Origin of the sequence: Agrobacterium sp. DE0009, from assembly GCF_007680755.1 — a bacterium.
Classification (GTDB): Bacteria; Pseudomonadota; Alphaproteobacteria; order Rhizobiales; family Rhizobiaceae; genus Agrobacterium; species Agrobacterium tumefaciens_B.
Map to the genome: position 1 here is coordinate 252,458 of NZ_VEIU01000005.1, position 22,439 is coordinate 274,896.

Below are 22,439 nucleotides of genomic sequence, written 5' to 3' on the forward strand. Positions count from 1 at the left end.
TGCAGACTATATGATGGTGTGACATTCGAATTTAAATGGCGGTAATGGTAAAACATGGGCTTTAGCGACTTTATCACATTGTTTTTTCTCGTTGCAGCGGTGCTGATCTTCTTTCAGCTGCGCAGTGTCCTCGGCCGCCGCACGGGCAATGAAAAGCCGCCATTCGACCCCTATAGTCCGCGAGACGTGGCTAAGGGGCCCGTCACGGACGATAACAAGGTCGTGACGCTACCGAAGCGCGGCGAAAGCGAGGAAGAGAACCGGTATGCCGAGGCGGATGCGCTCGCACCCGTCGATACACCTTTGAATGCCGCGCTGCGGGACGTGATGACCAAGGACCCGACCTTCCGCCCGAAGGAGTTCCTCAACGGTGCCCGCATGGCCTACGAGATGATCGTCATGGGTTTTGCAGACGGGGACCGAAAGACGCTCAAAAACCTCCTGTCCAAGGAAGTGTTCGACGGTTTCGAGGCAGCGATCGCAGAGCGCGAGAGCCGTGGCGAGGTGGTGAAGTCCACCTTCGTCGGCATCGAGAAGGCGGATATCACACAGGCGAGCGTCCGCGATTCCGAAGTGCAGATTACGCTCAGGATCGTCAGCCAGCTCATTTCGGCGACCTACGATAAGGATGGCAAGCTGGTGGATGGTGATCCGGATGCGGTGGCGGAGGTCGACGACATCTGGACCTTCTCGCGCGACATACGTTCACGCGATCCGAACTGGAAGCTGATCGCCACTGAATCCGAGCAATGAGCACGCCCTTTTCCATCGAGGAAGTGTCGTTCGGCGATCTGCCAGGATGGCGGGAAGACGACCCCGCCAGACTTTTTCCGCCCATGGCCGCCGTCCTGTCGCATCTTCGTAAGGGCAAGCCATACAAGACAGGCGAACTCGGCATAACTGCCGCCGAGCTCGTAACGCTGCTGGAAGCCGCAGCGTCTGTGGAAATCCAGACACCCGAACAGGCGCGGGCCTTCTTCGAGACCAATTGTGTCCCTTTCAGAATTTCGGCGGCAAAGGGAAAACGCGGATTTGTAACCGCCTTTTACGAACCCGAACTTGAGGTCTCGGCTGAAGCGGACGACCTTTGGCGCTATCCGATCTATCGCAGGCCACCGGAATTGGTGGATGTCGATGACACCAATCGTCCCGCAGATTTCGACCCCTATTATGCTTTCGGAAAGCGGGATGACGCGGGCATCTCCTATTTTCCCGATCGTCGCGCGATTGATGAAGGCTATCTCGCGGGTAGGGGGCTTGAGATTGCCTGGGCGAAATCCAAGGTCGATTTGTTTTTCGTGCATGTACAGGGGGCGGCGCGGCTCGTTTTTCCGGATGATACGGTCAAGCGCGTCACCTACGCGGCAAAGGCTGGCCACCCGTTCTCACCGATAGGCCGCCTGCTGCTTGATCGGGGTGAACTGGACCCGAAAACGATCTCAATGCAGACAATCCGCAAATGGCTTGCCGATCACCCAGATCAGGTCGACAGCGTGCTGTGGCACAACCGATCCTACATTTTCTTCAGGGAAGCGGATGTCACGGGCCTGGATATGGGGCCAGTCGCGGCGGCGAAAGTGCCGCTCGTTGCGGGGCGTGCGTTGGCGGTGGACAGGCTGATCCATACGTTTGGGCTGCCATTCTTCATCCATGCACCAACGCTGACCCATCTGGATGGGGGCAAGCCTTTCGCGCGGCTGATGCTGGCGCTGGATACGGGTTCTGCAATCGTCGGCCCCGCGCGCGGCGACATTTTCACGGGCTCCGGTTTCGAGGCGGGCGAGCTTGCCGGCACGGTGCGCACCGAGGCGGATTTTTATATATTGCTTCCACGCGCCGTTGCGGGGAGATACCGGTCATGAAAGGCAGTCGCAAGCTCGGCAGGGAAGAAAGAGTACTGTGGGGAAAGGTCGCCAAAACCACGCGGCCCATCTCCGGCAGACTGGAAGATCTGCTGGCTTTCGATGACTTAGAAGAAGCGGCTGTTGAACCTTCTCCGCTGCAGGCGGCGAAAGACAGCTTTCCGCGCATGCTGGTTGAACCGGCCGAACCACCGCCATTGACAAAAGATAAAAAGGGCAAAATCCATCATCCGATGGAAAAGCCAGTCAAACGGAAACTGACGCGCGGGCGGCTGCCGCTGGAAGGACGCATCGATCTGCACGGGATGTTCCAGAGCGAGGCCCATGCGGTTCTCCTGGATTTTCTGCTGCGGGCGCATGAACGGGGCTTAAGACATGTGCTCGTCATCACTGGCAAGGGTCGTTCCATCGGCAGCGACGGGGCTTTGAAGCGGGCGGTTCCGATGTGGTTCTCCAAGCCGGAATACCGCCATCTTATTTCGTCTTATGAAGACGCGTCCGCCAATCATGGCGGTGACGGCGCGCTTTACGTTCGGTTATCGCGCCGGCGGAGCGAAAAATCATGACGCCTTTCGCGGAAGCCGTGCGACAATTGCGGGAGCGAAAAGGCGTAACGCAGAAGCAGATGGCCGCCGCCATCGGTGTATCCCCCGCCTATCTCTCGGCGCTGGAACATGGCAAGCGCGGACGGCCCAGTTTCGATCTGCTTCAGCGCATCGCAGGCTATTTCAACATTATCTGGGACGAGGCGGAGGAACTGTTCTTCCTCGCAGGATCATCGGACCCGAAAGTAACGATCGACACCATCGGATTGCCACCACAATATACGGCTTTTGCGAACCGTCTGGCGCGGGATATTCGCAAGCTGCCGCCGAGTGTGGTAGAGGAACTATCAGCCGTGCTGCAAAAAAGCCGTTCTTGCGATTGAAACCCCCTCTATCCCCTGCTTTATGAGCATCCTGAAGCATGCGGCCTTTGGGTTTGGGAGTAGAATTTCTATAGTCGCATGTCGGATTTGAGTGATTCGCTGGCTTCAGGCCCACTCACTGGAAACCTGGCCAGGAAAACTTTGGAAAGAGTACTTATGACCGAAACATCGTCAAGCGAAGTCGGCGCGAACGCGGAATATGGAGCCGATTCGATCAAGGTCTTGAAAGGCCTTGATGCCGTGCGCAAGCGGCCCGGCATGTATATCGGCGATACCGATGACGGTTCCGGCCTGCATCACATGGTCTACGAAGTCGTCGACAACGCGATCGATGAAGCGCTGGCGGGCCATGCGGACCTGGTGACAGTCACGCTGAATGCCGATGGTTCGGTCACCGTCACGGATAATGGTCGCGGCATTCCGACAGATATTCACTCGTCAGAAGGCGTCTCGGCTGCCGAAGTCATCATGACGCAGCTGCACGCGGGCGGTAAGTTCGATCAGAACTCCTATAAGGTGTCTGGCGGCCTGCATGGCGTGGGCGTATCGGTGGTCAACGCGCTTTCGGTCTGGCTGAAACTCCGCATCCGCCGAAACGGCAAAGTCCACGAGATCGGCTTTACGCACGGTGTTGCCGACGCGCCTCTTTCGGTTATTGGCGAATATGAGGGCCGCTCCGGCACGGAAGTGACCTTCCTTGCCAGCCCTGAAACCTTCACCATGACGGATTATGATTATGGCACGCTGGAGCATCGCCTGCGCGAACTCGCGTTCCTGAATTCCGGCGTCCGCATTCTGCTCACCGACAAACGCCATTCGGATGTTAAGCAGGAAGAACTGCTCTACGATGGCGGTCTCGAAGCCTTCGTCCGTTATCTCGACCGCGCCAAGAAGCCGCTGGTTGATAAGCCAGTCGCCATCAAAGGTGAAAAGGATGGCATTACGGTTGAGGTCGCCCTCTGGTGGAACGACAGCTACCACGAGAACGTGCTTTGCTTCACCAACAACATTCCGCAGCGCGATGGTGGCACCCATATGGCGGGTTTCCGCGCCGCCCTGACGCGCCAGGTGACGTCCTATGCCGAAACGTCGGGAATCCTGAAGAAGGAAAAGGTCAGCCTGCAGGGCGAAGACTGCCGTGAAGGCCTGACGGCCATTCTTTCCGTAAAAGTTCCGGACCCCAAGTTTTCCTCGCAGACAAAAGACAAGCTTGTGTCTTCTGAAGTGCGTCCTGTCGTCGAAAGCCTCGTCAACGAGGCGCTTTCCACCTGGCTGGAAGAACATCCTTCCGATGCAAGGATCCTTGTCGGCAAGGTGGTTGAAGCGGCCGTTGCCCGCGAAGCTGCCCGCAAGGCGCGCGAACTGACCAGGCGCAAAGGCGCGCTCGATATTGCCTCTTTGCCCGGCAAGCTTGCTGATTGCTCGGAGCGCGACCCGGCGAAATCCGAACTGTTCCTCGTTGAGGGTGATTCTGCCGGTGGCTCGGCCAAGCAGGGCCGTTCGCGTGAAACGCAGGCCATCCTGCCGCTGCGCGGAAAAATCCTGAATGTCGAACGCGCCCGCTTCGACAAGATGCTCTCCAGCCAGGAAATCGGCACGCTGATTACGGCGCTTGGCACCTCCATCGGCAAGGACGAGTTCAACGCCGACAAGCTTCGCTATCACAAGATCATCATCATGACGGATGCTGACGTCGATGGCGCCCACATTCGTACCCTGCTGCTGACCTTCTTCTTCCGCCAGATGCCGGAACTGATCGAACGCGGCCATCTCTATATCGCCCAGCCGCCGCTCTATAAGGTGACACGTGGCAAGTCCGTTCAGTACCTGAAGGACGAAAAAGCTCTGGAAGAGTACCTGATTTCCATGGGTATCGAGGAAGCATCGTTGACGCTTGGCACCGGAGAGGTGCGGGTGGGTGCCGATCTTCGAGAAGTCATTCTGGACGCGGTGCGGATGCGCTCGCTGATCGACGGGCTGCATTCCCGTTACAGCCGCTCGATCGTTGAACAGGCCGCCATCGCCGGCGCGCTCAACCCCGAGCTTTCGGCCGATCCGACCCGTGCGGAAGAGACCGTTGCCGAAGTTGCACGCCGGCTCGATATGATCGCGGAAGAAACCGAGCGCGGCTGGGCTGGTACTGTCCTTGAGGATGGCGGCTTGCGATTTGAGCGCATGGTCCGCGGCGTCAAGGAAGTTTCTACCCTCGATATGGGTCTGCTCGGCTCTGCTGATGCCCGTCATATTGACCAGCTTGCCGCGCGCACGCGTGAAATCTATGCGACACCGCCCGTCCTGCAGCGCAAAGACGGCACCATGGAACTGGCCGGCCCGCGCGCGCTTCTGGATGCGATATTCGCTGCGGGCCGAAAGGGCCTTTCCATGCAGCGTTATAAGGGCCTTGGTGAAATGAATGCCGAGCAGCTGTGGGAAACCACGCTGGACGCGAATGTCCGATCGCTCTTGCAGGTCCGTGTCAGCGATGCGACGGATGCCGATGGCCTGTTTGCGCGTTTGATGGGCGATGAAGTTGAGCCACGCCGTGACTTTATCCAGGAAAACGCGTTGAGCGTTGCCAACCTGGATATTTGATCCCCAGTGGAAAGCCCGCCTGGGCGATTCACGTGAAACGAAATCTTAGTAAAAAAGCCCGGCGGTGAATTTCCGCCGGGCTTATACATTAAAGGCCGGAGCATCGTTTTGGCCTTGTTTGTCTTTTTATTCAGGAACCGTTCCGTTGAAGGAGAGCGCGTTTCCGGCAAGATAAAGCGATCCGCCGATCAGGATGCGGGGCGGCGGGCCTTCCGGGTCGACGCGTCCTGCCACTTCCTCCAGCGCATGCGTCAGCGAGGATGTGGGTGCCGCCACAAGACCGGCATCAAAGGCTGCGTGGGCGAGAACGACGGGATCGATGGCTGCTTCAGTGCCGCTGATCGGAACGGTAAACACATATTCGGCAATATCTGCGAAGGCCTTGAAATAGCCGACCGGATCCTTGGTGTTGATCATGCCTGCGATGATAAACAGCGGACGTGGCGTCTTCTCTTCAAACCCTGCCATCGCTTCAGCGATAACTTCGCCTGCACCGGGATTGTGACCGCCATCGATCCAGATTTCCGAACCTCTCGGCGCGATATCGTGGATTTTTCCGGTCAGAATACGCTGCAACCGGCCGGGCCACTCTACCGATGTCATGGCCTTCTCGATCATCCGTTCAGTCACCTCGAAGCCCGCTGCCTTCACCGCGCGGATCGCTGCTGCGGCATTGGCAAGCTGATGGCGTCCGGGAAGCCGTGGTAAAGGCGCATCCACCAGACCGAACTCATCCTGGTAGACCATCCGTCCAAATTCTTCGTGAGCGGAAAAATCTTGCCCGTACACTGTGAATGGGCATCCCAGCCGCTCGGCCGTGGTTACCAGTGTCTCGAGTGCCGCATCATATTCCTGATGGCCGATGACGACGGGCGACGCCTTCTTCATGATGCCCGCCTTTTCGGCGGCGATCAATTCGACACGGTCACCGAGATAGGCCTGATGATCGAGGGATATCGGCATGATCACCGACACAGCTGGATGGTTGATAACATTGGTTGCATCGAAGCGGCCACCAAGTCCAACCTCGACGACGGCCGCATCGGCGGGATGCTCGGCAAACAGCACGAACATCGCAGCCGTCAGAATTTCGAAGACAGTTATTGTCTGGCCGGCATTGGCAGCACGGATACGACGCAAGGCATCCGCGAACACCTCGTCCCTGACATAGCGGCCCTTTTCTCCAGCAACGCCGAGGCGATATCTCTCGTGCCAATTCACCAGATGCGGCGACGTATGGACATGAACAGCGAGGCCCGCTGCTTCAAGCAAGGCGCGGCAGAATGCCGTCACTGAGCCTTTGCCGTTGGTACCGGCGACATGGATCACCGGTGGCATTCTGTTTTGCGGATTGCCGAGTTTTTCGAGAAGACGGGAAATTCTGTCGAGTGAAAGATCAAATCCCTTGGGGTGGAGCTGCATCAGCTCTTCAATGATCTTTTCGGCCTCACCAATCGCGGGCTTGGTCATGTCTTCTGTTCGCCTTTCAGGCGTTTCGCTTGCCATTTGCTGCCGCCTCAAGAAATGAAATCAGGCAACATATAGCATCATCCCGGAGGCAAGTTATGCCTCCGGGCGACATATTTTTTTGCCTCAGGCCGAAGCAGCCAGCGGCACGACGGCGTTTGCGTTGTCAGCTGGCGCCTTGGTCATGATCTTTAGCATGTTGGCCAGCGTGTCCGGGATTTCCCGGCGATCAACCACCATGTCCACCATGCCGTGCTCCAGCAGGTATTCCGAGGTCTGGAAACCTTCAGGCAGCTTTTCGCGAATGGTCTGCTCGATGACGCGCTTGCCTGCGAAGCAGATTTCTGCACCTGGCTCGGCGATGTGCACATCGCCCAGCATCGCGTAGGAGGCGGTGACGCCGCCCGTCGTCGGGTTGGTCAAAACCACGATATAGGGCATGCCACCTTCTTTCAGCATATTCACTGCAACCGTGGTGCGGGGCAGCTGCATCAGCGACAGAATGCCTTCCTGCATGCGCGCTCCACCGGAGGCCGGGAACATCACAAGCGGGCAGCGCTCGGAAAGAGCGCGCTCGAATGCCTTCACAATGGCTTCGCCGGCGGCGATGCCGAGCGAGCCGCCCATGAACTGGAATTCGTGCACGACGGCGACGATCTTCAGCCCCTTCAGCAGCCCAACGCCGGCAAGGATCGTATCGTCCTGCTCCGTCTTTGCACGGCTGTCGCGCAGGCGATCGGTATATTTCTTGGAATCGCGAAATTTCAGCGGGTCCTGCGCCACCTTCGGCTGCGGCAGAGCCTCATAGACGCCGCCATCGAAAAGATCGGCAAGGCGCGCCTTCGCCGGCATCTTCATATGATAGCCGGACGCCGGGATAACCCACTTGTTGTCCTCAAGGTCCTTATGAAAGACCATCTCGCCGGTTTCGGGGCACTTGATCCAGAGGTTCTCCGGAACCTCGGGGCGGCGGCCGAGCATGGAATTGATCCGCGGCCGAACGTAATTGGTGATCCAGTTCAACTGTCTACTCCTGACTGGGCCGCGCGCTTATTCCGCAGCGGCGAGGCGCGATGCACGCACGCCCGTTGAAAGTCCTTTTACCAGCGTCGTAACGGCCGGCACGGTGTCTGCGGTCGCCTGTCCGTCCTTGGTCAGGCTACCGGCAATCTGGTTGACGATGGCGGAACCCACCACCACACCATCCGCAACGGCGCCGATCGCCTTGGCATGATCGGCCGTCTTGACACCGAAACCGACACAGACGGGCAGTTCCGTATGCGCCTTGATACGACCGACAGCGCCCGAGATCAACGAGGGATCGGGAAGCGCCGAGCCGGTAATACCGTTCATCGACACGTAATAAACGAAACCGGAGGTATTTTTAAGGACGGCCGGCAGACGCTTGCCATCCGTGGTCGGCGTGGCAAGCCGAATGAAGTTGATGCCGCGCGCGAGCGCGGGGATGCAGAGTTCATCGTCCATTTCCGGCGGAAGATCGACGACGATCAGGCCATCGATGCCGGCAGCAAGCGCATCGTCGAGAAACGTTTCGACGCCATAGATATAGATCGGGTTGTAATAGCCCATCATCACGATCGGCGTCGCATCGTCCTGCTTGCGGAACTCGCGCGCGAGATCGAGCGTGGTCTTCAGCGTCTGGCCGCCTTTCAGCGCGCGCTGGCCGGCCAGCTGGATCGCGGGGCCATCCGCCATGGGGTCGGAAAATGGCATGCCGAGTTCGATGACGTCGGCACCGGCTTCCGGCAGTGCTTTCATGATGCCCAGCGATGTTTCAAAATCCGGGTCGCCGCCCATGAAATAGGTGATCAGGGCCGGGCGATTTTCAGCGCGCAAATCGGCAAAGCGCTTGTCCATACGTGCAGTCATGGTCTTATATTTCCATTCCAAGGAACTTGCTGACGGTGTGGACATCCTTGTCGCCACGACCGGAAAGGTTCATCAGGATGATCTCATCCTTGCCCATCTTCGGCGCGCGCTTGATGACCTCGGCCAGAGCATGGCTTGGCTCCAGCGCGGGAATAATGCCCTCAAGCCGGGTCAGCATCTGGAAGGCGTCCAGTGCCTCATGGTCCATGACCGGCACATATTCCACGCGTCCAATATCACTCAACCAGGAATGCTCCGGGCCGATGCCGGGATAATCGAGACCGGCGGAAATGGAGTGACCTTCCTTGATCTGGCCGTCCTGATCCTGCAGCAGGTAGGTGCGGTTGCCATGCAGAACGCCGGGGGAGCCGGCCGTAATGGAGGCACAGTGTTCTTCTCCGGAAAGGCCTTTACCGCCGGCTTCAACGCCGACGATACGGACGCTCTTGTCGTCAAGGAAAGGATGGAAGATGCCGATGGCATTCGATCCGCCACCGACGGCCGCGATGACCATATCCGGCAGGCGGCCTTCTGCCTCGAGCATCTGCGCCTTGGCTTCCTCGCCGATGACCGCCTGGAAGTCACGAACCATCTCCGGATAAGGATGCGGACCGGCAGCGGTGCCGATCAGGTAGTAGGTATCCTCGACATTGGTAACCCAGTCACGCAGCGCCTCGTTCATGGCATCCTTGAGCGTGCCGTGGCCGGCCGTGACCGGCTTTACCTCGGCGCCAAGCAACTTCATGCGGAAAACGTTCGGGGCCTGGCGCGCGACGTCGGTAGCGCCCATGTAGACGACACAAGGCAGGCCGAAGCGCGCTGCGACCGTTGCCGACGCAACGCCGTGCTGTCCGGCACCGGTTTCTGCGATGATGCGGGTCTTGCCCATGCGCTTGGCAAGCAGGATCTGGCCAAGGCAATTGTTGATCTTGTGCGAACCCGTGTGGTTCAGTTCTTCACGTTTGAAGTAAATCTTCGCACCGCCGAGTTCCGCCGTCAGACGCTCTGCGAAATAGAGAGGGCTCGGGCGGCCGGTATAATGGGCGCCGAGATGCTTTAGTTGGGCCTGAAACTCGGGATCGGTCTTGGCCTTGTCCCATTCCGCCTGCAAATCGAGAATAAGCGGCATCAGCGTTTCGGCGACAAAGCGTCCTCCGAAAATGCCAAAACGGCCGTCCTCATCGGGACCGGCGCGAAAAGAATTGGGTGTTGGCGCGTCGTTCACTTCAAGCTCCCTTTGGGCCTTTCGACCAATCATTCACCACATCGAAAAATGCATCTATCTTTGACAAATCCTTGACGCCGGGCGCACTTTCCACCCCGGACGACAAGTCTAATCCGCCTGCGCTGGTTTCGGACAGAGCCTCGACGACGTTGTCCTTATTTAAGCCGCCGGAAAGCATGTAATCAACACTTCCGTCGAGGGATCGCAGGATCGTCCAGTCGAAGGACACGCCATTGCCGCCCGGCAGATCGGAACCCGCGGGCGCTTTGGCGTCCAGCAAAATTCGATCCGCAATACCAATATAAGGGTCGATTTTGGCAAGATCAGCGGCATCGCGAATAGAAATCGCTTTCATGACCGGCAGGCCATAAAGCACCTTGACGTTCAAAAGGCGCTCAGGGCTTTCATTACCGTGAAGTTGCAGGATATCCGGCCTGACGAGATCGACGATTTCATCGAGATAATCGTTATCGGCGTTGACGGTCACGGCGACAACTTTTGCAGCACCTCTGGCACCCTTCGCCAACTCGCCGGCGAGGTCAGGTTCGATATGTCGCGGGCTTTTCTCGAAGAAAATAAAACCAACATGCGACGCTCCACGCCTGACGGCGCGTTCAAGCGCTTCCGGTGTCTTCAATCCGCAAATCTTGATATCCGGTTTCATACCCGCGACCTGACATGAAATGCGACAAGAGTCGAGCCAAATCGCACCCACATTTGATGGAATGTTTAACGTTAATCCAGATGGCGATGCCGAAGACCGTTTTCAATCGAAATCGATGGCGTGAAGTCTGGAACCGTGGCGTTTTAACCAGTCCTTGGCCTCATTCGTGTGTGGGCATAGTTTTTCGCACAACGCCCAGAATTTCGGCCCGTGGTTCATTTCGCGCAGATGCGCAACCTCATGGGCGGCCAGATAATCGATGACCGCCTCAGGGGCCATGACAATGCGCCACGAAAAACTGAGATTGCCGTCATGGGAACAGGAGCCCCAGCGGCTGCGTGTATCCTTGAGAGTGATGGACCTGACCGGCCGGCCAGCGATATCGGCATGAAAGGCGACGAGCCGTTCCAGATCGGCCTTGGCTTCCTTTTTTAGAAACGTGGCTATCCGCCGTTTCAGATGTTCCGGCGCACCGCTGACTTTCAAGATGGCAGCGCCGTCACCGTCTCTCGCAACATGGGTCACGCCACGCAGGCTGCCGCTGTGTTCAATCCGATGGGAAATTCCCCTGATGTCGATGGTCGCGCCCGGGAGAAGCACACCGGTTTCAGTTGTTTTCGCAAGCTTGGCCTCCAGCCAGCCCTGATGCCGTTCCAAAAAATCGTCCACATGCCGATGGTGCAAGCCGATCGGGATCGTCAGCTTCAAGGCGCGACCACCGGGTTCGATGCGTAACGTGATGCGTGTCGCGCGCGGATTTTCCCTCACCGTTATCGGCACCTGCCGCCCGGCCACCGCAACGGTGCGCTGGCTCGGCGCGGCCTTCTTCGCCGGCGGGGACTTCAGCGATTTTCTGAGGAGCGAAAACATCAAGTCTTCATAACCGATTCGTCCGTCCCTTGGCCACGCAAATGCGTAACGTGGCCCAACGTCCTTCCCTAGACTATCCGGTTTTTGCCGATGAAATCCAGCATGCGCGGCACGATTTCGGTGCGGAAACGCGAGCCGTTGAAGACGCCGTAGTGTCCGACATCGGGCTGCATGTAATGCGCCCGCTTATCGTCAGGAAGGTTGCGGCAGAGGTCATGAGCGGCCCTGGTCTGGCCCGCGCCGGAAATATCGTCATTCTCCCCTTCGACCGTGAAAAGCGCGACAGTGCGGATGGCGGCGGGATCGACCGCCCTGCCACGGTGCGTCATGTTTCCTTTGGGAAGCGCATGATCGATGAAGACGGTTTCTACGGTCTGGAGATAGAATTCCGCCGTCAGATCCATGACGGCCAGATATTCATCGTAAAACTCGCGGTGTTTTTCGGCCGAGTCACCGTCATTCTTCACCAGGTTCAGGTAAAAATCCTTGTGGGCCGTCATGTGTTTGTCGAGGTTCATGGACATGAAGCCCGACAGTTGCAGGAAACCCGGATAGACATTGCGGCCAAAAGCCGGCTGCGGCCATGGCACCTGCATGACTACATTGTCCCGGAACCACTCGATTGGCTTCGCCTTGGCCAAACCATTGACGGCCGTGGGATTGATGCGCGTGTCAATCGGACCACCCATCAAGGTCATGGAGGCCGGTTTGGATTGGTCGCCGTCGGCCTCCATGAGAGAGACAGCCGCCAGCACGGGCACGGAGGGTTGGCAAACCGCGACGATATGGGTGCCTGGGCCGATTTCGCGCAGCATCTCGATGACGTAGCCGATGTAATCGTCAAGATCGAAGGTCCCATCGCTCACCGGCACCATGCGGGCATCGACCCAATCGGTGATATAGATATCAGCCGAGGGCAGCAGGGCCTCGACGGTGCCGCGCAGCAATGTGGCATAGTGGCCGGACATCGGCGCAACCAGCAGCACCTTCGGCTCCGGGGTCGGATCGGGATTGGCTTCTTTTTTGAAATGAACGAGATTGCAGAAGGGCCGCGACCAGATGATCTCTTCTAAAACGGGCACCGCCTCGCCATCGATGATCGTCGTTGCAAGCCCGAATTCCGGTTTGACATAACGGCGTGTCAGGCGTTCGAACACCTCGAAGCTGGCATCGAGGCTTCGTCCAAAAGCCGTGCTGGAAAGCGGGTTGAGCGGGTTATTGCACGCCTGCCGCATCATGTCGGCACCCGCGCGCAGGGGCGCCATGGCCGCGTGATTCATTTCATAGAGATGGTAGAACACTGATGACGCCTCCCTCGCGATCACGCTCTTTTTTTCAACCATAGCAGCTTTTCGCAGGTGCACAAAATTTAAGGCGCCAGCGGTTTCCCGCCAGCGCCTCACATTTGGTTGAATGCCGTCGTCGATCAGATGTCGGCGACGAAAGTCTGCTTCTGGGAACCGAGGCCTTCGATCCCGAGTTCCACGACATCGCCGGCCTTCAGGTAACGCGGCGGCTTCAGGCCCATGCCGACGCCAGGCGGGGTGCCGGTGGAAATGACATCGCCGGGGTGCAGCGACATGAACTGGCTGAGGTAGGAAACGACGTGTGCGACGCCGTAAACCATTGTCTTGCTGGAGCCGTCCTGCATGGTCTGGCCGTTGACTTTCAGCCACATGCCAAGGTTTTGCGGATCGGTGATCTCGTCCTTCGTCACGAGCCACGGGCCGATCGGGCCGAAGGTATCGCAGGACTTGCCTTTGGTCCACTGTCCGGCGCGCTCGGTCTGGAAAGCACGCTCGGAGACATCGTGGGAAACGCAATAACCGGCAACATAGTCCAGAGCATCCGCTTCCGAGACATATTTTGCGGTCTTGCCGATGACAACGCCGAGTTCGACTTCCCAGTCGGTCTTTTCGGAGCCGCGCGGAATGACCACGTTATCGTTCGGACCCACGATAGCGGAGGTGGCCTTCATGAAAATGACCGGCTCCGGCGGCACAGTCGCGCCGGTTTCGGCGGCATGATCGGAGAAATTGAGACCGATGCAGATGAACTTTCCGGTTCCGGCAACGCATGCACCGATGCGATCTTCGCTTAGAACAGGAAGCGTATTGAGATCGAGCGCCGCGATCTTCGCCAGTCCCTCGGGAGAAATGGCATCCCCACCGATATCCTTCACATGCGCTGACAGGTCGCGGACTTTTCCTTCCGCATCGAGGATTGCCGGTTTTTCCTGGCCGGGTTGGCCAACACGCATCAATTTCATGGAACTCTCTCCCGCTTGTCAGACAATGTGATGCATATATGAACGATGCATTCATACTTGTCACCCCTTGACGATACCGAGTTTCAAAAAATACCTTCATCCCCGTCAAACAAAGGACATGTCCCGTGACGAACAGCAACAGCAGGCAATCCGAATATCCCGTCGATCCTATCTTTCTGGATCGATGGTCTCCACGTGCCTTCGATGGCAGCGCCATGCCGAAAGAGCATCTCTTGACCATCCTGGACGCCGCCCACTGGGCGCCATCCGCGTCGAACCAGCAACCCTGGCGTTTCGTCTACGCCCACAAGGGCAGCGAGGACTGGCCACTCTTCGTGGAGTTGTTGATGGAGGGGAACCAGAAATGGGCTAAGAACGCGTCCGTTCTTCTCTTCGTTATCTCCCGCGATCACACCATCTCGCGAGACGGCGAGAAGAAGCCATCCGCTACCCACTCCTTCGATGCCGGCGCCGCCTGGTTCTCGCTGGCAATGCAGGCCCATCTGCTTGGGTATCATGCGCATGGCATGGGTGGCATCTTTAAAGACCGGATCGTCGAGAAGCTCAACATCCCCGACGGGTTCAGGGTTGAGGCCGGAGTTGCGATCGGGACGCTGACGGATAAAACCGTTCTTCCCGAGGATCTGGCGGAACGGGAGGTGCCGAGCAATCGCGTGCCCCTGGCGGACGTCGCCTTCGAAGGTCGCTTCACTGGCAAGGCCGACTAACACTTAGGCGGCTTGGCGCCATAAAGAAAAAGCCCGGTAGCGATGCCGGGCTTTATTCATTTTGGTCGTTTCAGCTTAGGCAGCGCTGGAAATCCAGGCAGAAAGCGCCGTCTTGGGAGCGGCGCCGACCTTGATGTCAGCCACTTCACCACTTTTGAAAATGGCAAGCGTAGGAATGGAGCGGACGCCGAACTGGGCGGCGAGCTCTGGGTTTTCGTCGATGTTAAGCTTTGCGACCTTGACCTTACCGGCCAGTTCAGAGGAGATTTCCTCAAGGCTCGGCGCGATCATTTTGCACGGGCCGCACCATTCTGCCCAGAAATCCACCACAACGGGTTCGGCGGATTCAAGCACTTCGGACTGGAAGTTTGCGGCGTCGACTTTTACGGTAGCCATATCTGGCTCTCCTTTCAGATAAACTTTTCCGTTATCGATGTGATGCGGGAGCGTCGAAATTTCAATGCCCCGGTATCTCACTTTGTCTTTATTGCGGCAAGGGCATCTCTCATCGCATCGTTGCCAACCTCTATAAAGGCAGCATTTTCCGTATAAATCAGCGCACAGACAAATTCCTTGCCTGGGTAAAGCGGCGCAAGGATTTCGCGGTAGATTGCGAGCTGCGCGATATGCGCAAAGGGTATTTCGCTCGCGCTGCGCGGCGGGACACGGTTTGTTTTGTAATCGACGAGAATGACCTTCTCACCGTCTACGGCCAGACGATCGATGCGACCGGAAACGGCAAATTGCTGGCGACCGAGGATCATCGTTCCCATGATCGAAACTTCTGCGCGGCTATTGGCCGAGAAGGCCTGCTGCACCGCCGGTTCGGCTATTACGCGCAGAACGGCTGCCACCAATTGTTCGCGCTCCTTCGTTGGCCAAAACCGCGCCGCCCTTTCTGCGTAACGCCGCGCTGCCTCTTCCCGCTCGGCTTCCGGCAAATCCGGGAGCGCCTGCAACATGCGATGGACCAGCCGTCCACGTTGCAGGGCAAGTGACGAGACATCGGCTTTTTCGCCGAGCAGGGGCGAGCGCACCGCCAGATCATCCGCACCGTCATCGATGATGGTGCCGGCACCGGAAGGGCTGAGCGGCCTTGGCAGGGAAGGCAGCGCAGGCAGCGGTTCAAGAAGGCCGGCAGGAAGCGCATCACCTTCCTGCAGCGCGGGTTCCACCACTTTGCGCGGCGCAGGCGCGGAGCGTGCTTCAGACTTCCGCCAGACAAGCCCCTGCCACTCCTCGCCGTCGGCTCTGAAAAGCTCCGGCCTGCAATGGTCATCATTGTTGGCAAGTGCCGCCTTGACAATAGAATGCCAGCATTCCGGATTGTCTTTCTGACCACGGTAGCCGCACACGACAAGGTGGTCTGCAGCACGCGTCATGGCCACATAAAGCAGCCGTCGATATTCGTCCTCGGCGGCCGTTTTCAATCGCTCGTCGTCGGCGCGAATGAGATGATTGGAGAACCCGCTGACCGGCAGCCAGACCGGAAATGCGTCGGCGTCAGTTTCAACGAAACGCAGTTTCGGGACATGGCTATGGTTGAAGGCCTTCGATCCGCCATCAACGATGAAGACCACAGGCGCCTCAAGGCCTTTTGAGGCATGCACGGTCATGATGCGAACTTCGCCGCGATCCTTGTCCTGCTCGCGCTTCACCTCCGGGGAATCGGTTTCCAGAACGGAGAGAAAGGCCTGAAGGCCAGGCAGTCCCGTTCTTTCGTGATCGAGCGCGAAGGAGAGGAACTCATCCAGAACGTCGCTCGCCTCGTTGCCGAGTCTTCCGAGGAATTTCTTACGTCCATCATGCAGGGTGAGAACCGCCGCAAAGAAGTCATGTACCGTTGCTGTCTTCGACAGGGCGATGAAGCCTTCGAGCTTGGCGGCAACATCCGCAAGCGCGCTGTTTTCCTCTTGGGAGAGGACTTGCAGCCTTTTCCAGACGCTCTCCGTTTCAGACCGCGTCGCGGCAATGTCAAAAACGTCGTCTTCCGTGAGGTTGAAGAGCGGGCTTTTCAGCAGCGCAGCCAGCGAAAGATCATCTTCAGGCAGCACGACGAAATGGCCGAGCGCCAGGAGGTCCTGGACGGCAATGTGGTCGGTCAAGCGAAGACGGTCAGCACCGGCAACGGGAATATTCTTGCGACGCTTCAACTCGCGGGTCAGGGCATTGACGAAGGCATGACGTTTTCTCACCAGAACCAGAATGTCGCCGGGTTCAACGGCGCGCTCCACGCCCTTCTCAATGATGGTTTCTCGTCCGATCATATCCGCGATGCGGGCGGCAATGCGGCGCGCGACGATGGTAGCGGGCGCACTTTCCCGCAATGCATCAAAGGGTGCCGTCCAGTCCTCTTCATCCTGCGTGGTCTCGGGCGCCACCATATCCCACACCTCTACCGTGCCGGGATGTCCCGCGCGGTTCGATCTGTGTTCCACCGGCTCGTTGTCCGCACTTAGGCCACTCGCGTTTTTCGGATCGGAGAAAACCTGATCAACCGCGGCAAGGACATCCTCCGTCGAGCGGAACGATAGCGGCAGGCGAATGCGGTGAAACGCCTGCTCGACTGCATCGACACGCCTCTTGGTCTCGTCGCGTTCCTGCGAGAAGCGTTCCGGCCTTGCGCCCTGAAAAGAGTAGATCGACTGCTTCTCATCGCCCACGGCAAAGAGCGTGCGACGCCCCATCCGGGCGCTTTCACCGGTGAAAAAATCCGCTGCGAGCGACTGGATGATCGACCATTGCACCGGGCTTGTGTCCTGCGCTTCGTCAACGAGAATATGGTCGATGCCCTGATCGAGCTTGTAGTGAACCCAGGCGCCGGCCGTATCCCGATTGAGCAGATTGGCGGCGCGCTCGATCAGGTCCTCGAAATCGAGCTGGCTTCGTTGCTTTTTCAGATCCTCGAAATCGCCGATCAACCGCTCGGCCAGCACGAGCGCGCTCTTGGTTGCGCCCAGCATCCGCACCAGCCGGTACCGGTTGCGACAGGCCACCACGTGGTCCCGCGCCAGAGTCAGGGCATCAACGAGATCCGGCGCGGATTTCTGCATCGCCTTGTTGATGACATAGGGATCCGACTTTTTTTCGCCCTTTGCCGTCAGCAGCGCCGCCTCGACGAATTCCATCCGCCGGAGGGGATCGGTCTGACGCCTGGCTTCTCTCAACGCATAAGCAACCTCAATGACGCGGGAGCCGCCAACCTCGTCCGCAAGCGTGAGGTAGGTGTCGAGCGTCAGTCCGGAAAGACCCGGAAGCGGCCAGAAGGCGGCAGCTGCGCTTTGCTCGGTTTCGCCAGCGGCGATCTGCATGTCCTGTCTCAGGCGAGCGTCGAGCCCGCCTGAGCGTTGCGCCTCCAGAAGAAAGCCGCGCAGCGCACTGCGATTGGCGATGATGGCGGAGAGCAGCGCCTCCAGCCCGCTTTCGTCAGCGATATCGAGGACATAGGCAAGCGACTGCGCGAGCGCGGTATCGCCGCCGGACGAAACAGCCGTGAGAAGGGAACGCCGTGCCTCGGCCAGAAGCGTGGTCGCGGCGCGGTCATCAAGGACGGAGAAATGGCCAGCGACATTCGCCTCTAGCGGAAACTGGTGCAGCAGGGCTTCACAAAAGGCATGGATGGTCTGGATTTTAAGGCCACCCGGCGTCTCCAGCGCCTTTGCAAACAGCCGCCTTGCTTCCGCGAGTTTGATGCGATCCGGCACACGGCCCTCGATCGCCGTAATACGGTCCTTGAGGTCGGAATCCGGCAAAGTCACCCATTCCGCCAGCCGGTCGAAGACGCGGCTCGACATTTCCGAGGCCGCGGCCTTGGTATAGGTGAGGCAGAGTATGGCTGCTGGACGGCACCCTGCAAGCAGCAAGCGAATGACCCGCTGGGTCAGCACATGGGTCTTCCCGGATCCGGCATTGGCCGACACCCAGGCGGAGCTGGAAGGGTCGGAGGCAAGCCGCTGCCGCGCGCTGGTCCAGTCGATCCAGCTTTCGGGCGTATCGGCGGCGGGGCCGGCGTCAAGGGGATCAATCGTCATCGCCATCTCCCGGTTCTGCCGTTGACCATTCCGAGACACGGGCGAGGTGATCATATTCGCCGCCGTAGGATTGCTGCTCTTCCGGCACCAGGCGTGAGGCAAAGCCATTTTCGCCCTCGCGGAGTGAGCGGACAAATTTCGCTAATTGCTCGATCGATTCCGTTGCCAGCTCGACAGCTGACTTTGGTGGCCTTTTGCCGCTGCGGCTGGAATGTTCATTATTGACCTGATCGGGAAAAAAGCGGTCGCCCGGCCGCAACCGCACATAAATGAGATTTTCAGGCGTTGGTGATCCCGCTTCTCGGAAGGCCCCGCGCATGAGTGCTGCGGCTTCCAGCGCAAGCTGCGGATCAAGCAGCGCGCGCGCCTGATTGACCGATGGGGCAAGGCCCGTCTTGTAGTCGATGATATCCGCCTGACCGCTGGTCTTGATATCAATGCGGTCGGCGACGCCCGTGAGCCTTATTCCTGCCTCCGGAACTTCCTGCCCAGCCCGCGCCTCGAAAAAACTGCGTCGAACGGAGGGATGCCGTTCCTTTTCCCAGTCGATGAAGGCGCGGGCAACCGCCGCGAAACGCGGTCGCCAGATGACGTCGACATGGGGAGGCAGGTTCTCTGCATCGAAGCATTCGTCGAGAATGCGCTGCATCGCGTCGAGTGACGCCGGGGTACCAGGCACATGAGCCTCACGCGAGTAACGCTCAATGATCCGATGATAAAGGGTCCCGCGATCTGCGGCATTGGGATCCCGGTTAAAGGGTTCCAGCGGATCGAGCCGGAGGATGCGCCGGGCGTAGATCGAATAGGGATCGCGCCGCAGGCGGCCCACTTCGCTGAAGGAATAACGCGTCGGTTGCAACGCGGCCGGCGGTTTGGGGGCGGGACGTTTGGCAGGCTCCTGCTCGATGCTCTCGTCCATCAGGCCTGCCCAGTGGCGATAGGTCTCGCCGCGGTTTCTGAGACGTTCTGCGAAATCCTCGCCGCCTAGCGCCAGAAGCCGCTGCAGCCAGCGCGAGGCCACGGCGGGCGTCGAGCCCTGCCTCAGCGCCCGGGTGTAAAAGATTTGCCTTGTGCCGTTCGCCATTTCGAAATCATGCGCCAGCTGCCCAATGCGCCGCTCCGGAGGTTCCAGCCCGATCGCTGTCTTCATGCTTCGGGAAAGAAAGGGATTGTTGGCAGTCTGACCGGGCCAGAGCCCCTCGTTGAGGCCACCGATGACAACGGTGTCAACGCTTAGAAGGCGTGCCTCAAGGGCACCGAAGATGAATACGCGCGGATGTCGCATCGATCGTGGCTTGATCGATTCGCCTGCCACGAGGGCAGCAAAAATATCGATCCATTGCGGCCCGTCCGCATCGAGGATGTCGCCACTTTCCATCAACTCGGCAAGCAGGCTGGAGAGCTTGTCGCCTGCTTCTCCGGACCAAAGGGCCGAAAGATCGTTGGCGTCATCAGCGCAGATGGCTTCGATAACGCGGCCTGTCCGGGCAGCCCAATCGGAGAGTGGCAGCTTGTCGGTAAAGGCTCGACCGGAGCGATCACGCCGAACAAAGGCGGAAGACAGAGGCTCGGTGGCATTCGCGATGCGCCGGGCAAGATCGCGGGCCAAATCGACGCTTGCCTCCGGCAGCGCAAGCCGCCAGGCGGGCGGGTGCCGATCGTCGCTTTGCGCCATAAGTTGCGCATCGAGAACAGCTTCGAGATTGCAAATTTCCGTTTCGACGCGACCGCCGCGCAGCGCGATCAACTCCAGCGCCTTTGACGCTGCGACAAAAGCATCGTCGGAAAGACCGAAGCGGGCGAGGGGATGCTTCAAGAGCGAAATGATCGGCACCGGGTCACCGGGCCTGAGGATCGCTTCGAGCGCCAGTTGGGTCAGCCCAGCCTGCGGTGTTGCCGAGAGTGGCGTGCCGGCTGAATCGTCGGCCTCGATGCCAAAGCGCTGCAACTCCGTCGCCACGCGCCGGGCAAGACCGCGATCAGGCGTGATCAGCGCCGCTTGCGATGGTCGCCCGGCGCCCGGCGCCTGTAATGCTAAACGCAAGGCGACAGCGATGGCGGTCGCCTCTTCGCGCTCATTGGCGGCTTCTATCAGTGTCGCGTTCTCAAAAGCGCCGTGAATAAAGCCTGCGGGCCGTTCCTCGCGCCAGCGGTTCCAGTCGCTCGTGGACTTGGCGGGTGCCAGCGCGGCGGAGAATACCGCAGACCGTTTTTCAAGATCGTGGTCGAGCATGCCGATCTGAACGACATCGTCCCGGACAATGCCCAGCTTCTGCAAAAGCATGTAAAGTCCATATTGCGAATGCGTTCGGCTGGACGGGTCGGTCGGGTCTTCGGCGATCGCCTGCCATTGCTCTTCTGGCATGGCGAGATCGAGCCCGGGAAGCACGACGGTACCCTGGGGCAGGGCGGCGACGGCGGCGATGAGATCGGCAGCGGCAGGGATGGAGCCGGTGGAGCCGGCGACGATGATCGGCCCCGTATTCGGCAGGTTTGTCAGCCGGTTCGCTTCGGCCCTGAGAATGGCGTTGCGATGTCTGCCGGCCGAAGAACGGTTGAGTTCGGAAAGCCGCGCAGGCCAGAAGACACTCGCGATCTTCAGGAAATCCGCGGTCAGCTGCCACCACTGGGCATGCTCGCCGGTATCGAGGTGCTGAAGCGCTTCCCAATCCTTTTCTTCCGTATCCATCGCATCGATAACCTCGCCGAGCGCGCGCGCGAGCCAGATGGCATCGGCGGGGCTCGCGGGAGCGACGAGCGGCGAATCCGAGTGGATCGCCCGGATAGCGTCAGGCAGGCTGTTGCGCCAGGCGAGGATGAGGCGCGCCAACTCGATCAGCCGGCCGGTGCCGGAAATCGGCGGCGCCAGATCCATGATCTCAGGATTTTCGATATCGAAAAACCCGCTATCGTCGTCCGTTTCCCCAAGGGGGCGGATCAACGGCAGGATGGCGGATCGGCCTCCCAGCAGATCAACAAATTCGGATCGCAATACACGGGCGGAGCGCCGTGTCGGCACATAGATCGTCACCCTCGCGAGCGAAAGCGGATCGGCAGCGTCATATAGATAGTCGGCTGTCAATGTCCCCTCGCAGAGCGTTTCTGCGAGCGTTCTGAGGAACGGGGTTCCCGCAGCGATCGTCAGCACGCGTCTTGCGTGGTGGGAGACCGTCATGCAGAGCGCTTTTCCGTGAATTGCCGGATGATGCCTTCGGCATCATCAATCGCGTCGGGCGTGCCGACGGTAATCCAGTGTCCATCAAGAGAAAGGCCGAAGAGCCGATCTTTTTCAATGGCGCGATCAAAATAGATATTGAGGTTGAAGGCGTCGTCAGGGGCATCGTCCAGGAGACGCGAATTCATGGCGATGGCACCTGCATAAACAACGGGAAACGGATCGCGATCACGATAGCGCGTCAGCTTTCCATCATCTGCGAGGTTGAAATCCTTCTTTCCGTTGTGGCCGGTGGTACGGTCCATGTCAACGCAGAGGAGCGCCATGTCCATGCGCGTCGGATCGAAAAAATGTGCTAACCGGCGCAGGTTGCTGACCGCATTCGGCATTTCGCCGATCCAGAAAAGGTCGGCATTCATGACGAAGACGGGGCCGGGTTCCAGAAGCTTCAGGCCTTTGGCAAGCCCGCCGCCGGAATTCATCAACTGCGACCGCTCGTCAGAAATCAGGATGTCGACATCCGGGCGGGCCCCCAGATGGGCAATCATCTGGTCGGCATGGTGGTGAACGTTCACCACGACGGTTTCGACGCCAGCTTCCACAAGGGAGTCGAGAGCATAGTCGATCATTGGCTTGCCGGCGATTCTCACGAGCGGCTTAGGGATCGTATCCGTAATCGGCCGCATGCGCGTGCCCAGCCCGGCGGCCAGCACCATCGCGTTTTTGATCGTCATCCTG

At 59.1% G+C, this 22,439-nt stretch carries 18 protein-coding genes; 6 read left to right on the forward strand and 12 right to left on the reverse strand.

What is annotated here, in order from left to right:
• The first annotated feature begins 54 nt into the window (after positions 1 to 54).
• From FS804_RS18600 to gyrB, 5 genes are all read left to right on the forward strand, one after another.
• A complete protein-coding gene (locus tag FS804_RS18600; protein WP_063951566.1) occupies positions 55 to 753 on the forward strand; it encodes a Tim44/TimA family putative adaptor protein in 699 nt (232 codons plus the stop codon).
• On the forward strand, positions 750 to 1,862 hold the full coding sequence (locus FS804_RS18605; RefSeq protein WP_144578399.1) for a murein transglycosylase A: 1,113 nt from the start codon (positions 750 to 752) through the stop codon (positions 1,860 to 1,862). Before FS804_RS18600 ends, FS804_RS18605 begins: the two co-directional genes overlap by 4 nt.
• A complete protein-coding gene (locus FS804_RS18610) occupies positions 1,859 to 2,428 on the forward strand; it encodes a Smr/MutS family protein (RefSeq protein ID WP_063951568.1) in 570 nt (189 codons plus the stop codon). The genes FS804_RS18605 and FS804_RS18610 overlap by 4 nt, the downstream gene beginning before the upstream one ends.
• A complete protein-coding gene (locus FS804_RS18615) occupies positions 2,425 to 2,790 on the forward strand; it encodes a helix-turn-helix domain-containing protein (RefSeq protein WP_063951569.1) in 366 nt (121 codons plus the stop codon). The genes FS804_RS18610 and FS804_RS18615 overlap by 4 nt, the downstream gene beginning before the upstream one ends.
• A gap of 156 nt (positions 2,791 to 2,946) precedes the next feature.
• Complete coding sequence (gene gyrB / locus FS804_RS18620; RefSeq protein ID WP_144578401.1) at positions 2,947 to 5,382, forward strand: DNA topoisomerase (ATP-hydrolyzing) subunit B; 2,436 nt, start codon at positions 2,947 to 2,949, stop codon at positions 5,380 to 5,382.
• 126 nt (positions 5,383 to 5,508) lie between these two features.
• On the opposite strand, the gene FS804_RS18625 is transcribed toward gyrB, so the two are convergent.
• From FS804_RS18625 to FS804_RS18660, 8 genes are all read right to left on the reverse strand, one after another.
• On the reverse strand, positions 5,509 to 6,888 hold the full coding sequence (locus FS804_RS18625) for a folylpolyglutamate synthase/dihydrofolate synthase family protein (RefSeq protein WP_186376901.1): 1,380 nt from the start codon (positions 6,886 to 6,888) through the stop codon (positions 5,509 to 5,511).
• Positions 6,889 to 6,975: 87 nt separating this feature from the next.
• On the reverse strand, positions 6,976 to 7,872 hold the full coding sequence (gene accD, locus FS804_RS18630) for an acetyl-CoA carboxylase, carboxyltransferase subunit beta (protein ID WP_144578404.1): 897 nt from the start codon (positions 7,870 to 7,872) through the stop codon (positions 6,976 to 6,978).
• A 27-nt stretch (positions 7,873 to 7,899) separates the two neighbouring features.
• A complete protein-coding gene (gene trpA / locus FS804_RS18635; protein ID WP_144578406.1) occupies positions 7,900 to 8,739 on the reverse strand; it encodes a tryptophan synthase subunit alpha in 840 nt (279 codons plus the stop codon).
• 4 nt (positions 8,740 to 8,743) lie between these two features.
• Positions 8,744 to 9,964 carry a tryptophan synthase subunit beta gene (trpB, locus tag FS804_RS18640; protein WP_144578407.1) on the reverse strand — a complete coding sequence of 407 codons (1,221 nt, stop codon included), beginning with the start codon at positions 9,962 to 9,964 and terminating at the stop codon, positions 8,744 to 8,746.
• Between the two features lies 1 nt (position 9,965).
• Positions 9,966 to 10,628: a phosphoribosylanthranilate isomerase gene (locus tag FS804_RS18645; RefSeq protein WP_144578465.1), complete on the reverse strand. Its 663-nt coding sequence runs from the start codon at positions 10,626 to 10,628 to the stop codon at positions 9,966 to 9,968.
• Positions 10,629 to 10,730: 102 nt separating this feature from the next.
• Positions 10,731 to 11,498, reverse strand: coding sequence for a M48 family metallopeptidase (locus FS804_RS18650; RefSeq protein WP_144578409.1), 768 nt, complete (start codon positions 11,496 to 11,498; stop codon positions 10,731 to 10,733).
• A 68-nt stretch (positions 11,499 to 11,566) separates the two neighbouring features.
• Complete coding sequence (locus FS804_RS18655) at positions 11,567 to 12,799, reverse strand: polyhydroxyalkanoate depolymerase (RefSeq protein ID WP_246665907.1); 1,233 nt, start codon at positions 12,797 to 12,799, stop codon at positions 11,567 to 11,569.
• Between the two features lie 125 nt (positions 12,800 to 12,924).
• Complete coding sequence (locus FS804_RS18660) at positions 12,925 to 13,767, reverse strand: fumarylacetoacetate hydrolase family protein (protein WP_144578413.1); 843 nt, start codon at positions 13,765 to 13,767, stop codon at positions 12,925 to 12,927.
• 125 nt (positions 13,768 to 13,892) lie between these two features.
• Between FS804_RS18660 and FS804_RS18665 the strand changes: the two genes are divergently transcribed.
• Positions 13,893 to 14,495: a nitroreductase family protein gene (locus tag FS804_RS18665; RefSeq protein WP_144578415.1), complete on the forward strand. Its 603-nt coding sequence runs from the start codon at positions 13,893 to 13,895 to the stop codon at positions 14,493 to 14,495.
• 75 nt (positions 14,496 to 14,570) lie between these two features.
• On the opposite strand, the gene trxA is transcribed toward FS804_RS18665, so the two are convergent.
• From trxA to FS804_RS18685, 4 genes are all read right to left on the reverse strand, one after another.
• The gene (trxA, locus tag FS804_RS18670) at positions 14,571 to 14,891 is read right to left on the reverse strand and encodes a thioredoxin (protein WP_063951578.1); all 321 of its coding nucleotides are present in this window, start codon (positions 14,889 to 14,891) and stop codon (positions 14,571 to 14,573) included.
• A gap of 77 nt (positions 14,892 to 14,968) precedes the next feature.
• The gene (addA, locus tag FS804_RS18675) at positions 14,969 to 18,526 is read right to left on the reverse strand and encodes a double-strand break repair helicase AddA (protein ID WP_144578417.1); all 3,558 of its coding nucleotides are present in this window, start codon (positions 18,524 to 18,526) and stop codon (positions 14,969 to 14,971) included.
• Positions 18,516 to 21,701 (reverse strand): double-strand break repair protein AddB, encoded by a 3,186-nt coding sequence (gene addB, locus FS804_RS18680; protein WP_144578419.1) that lies wholly within the window; start codon positions 21,699 to 21,701, stop codon positions 18,516 to 18,518. The genes addA and addB overlap by 11 nt, the downstream gene beginning before the upstream one ends.
• Complete coding sequence (locus FS804_RS18685; protein ID WP_144578421.1) at positions 21,698 to 22,435, reverse strand: nucleotidyltransferase family protein; 738 nt, start codon at positions 22,433 to 22,435, stop codon at positions 21,698 to 21,700. Before FS804_RS18685 ends, addB begins: the two co-directional genes overlap by 4 nt.
• Positions 22,436 to 22,439 lie beyond the last annotated feature (4 nt).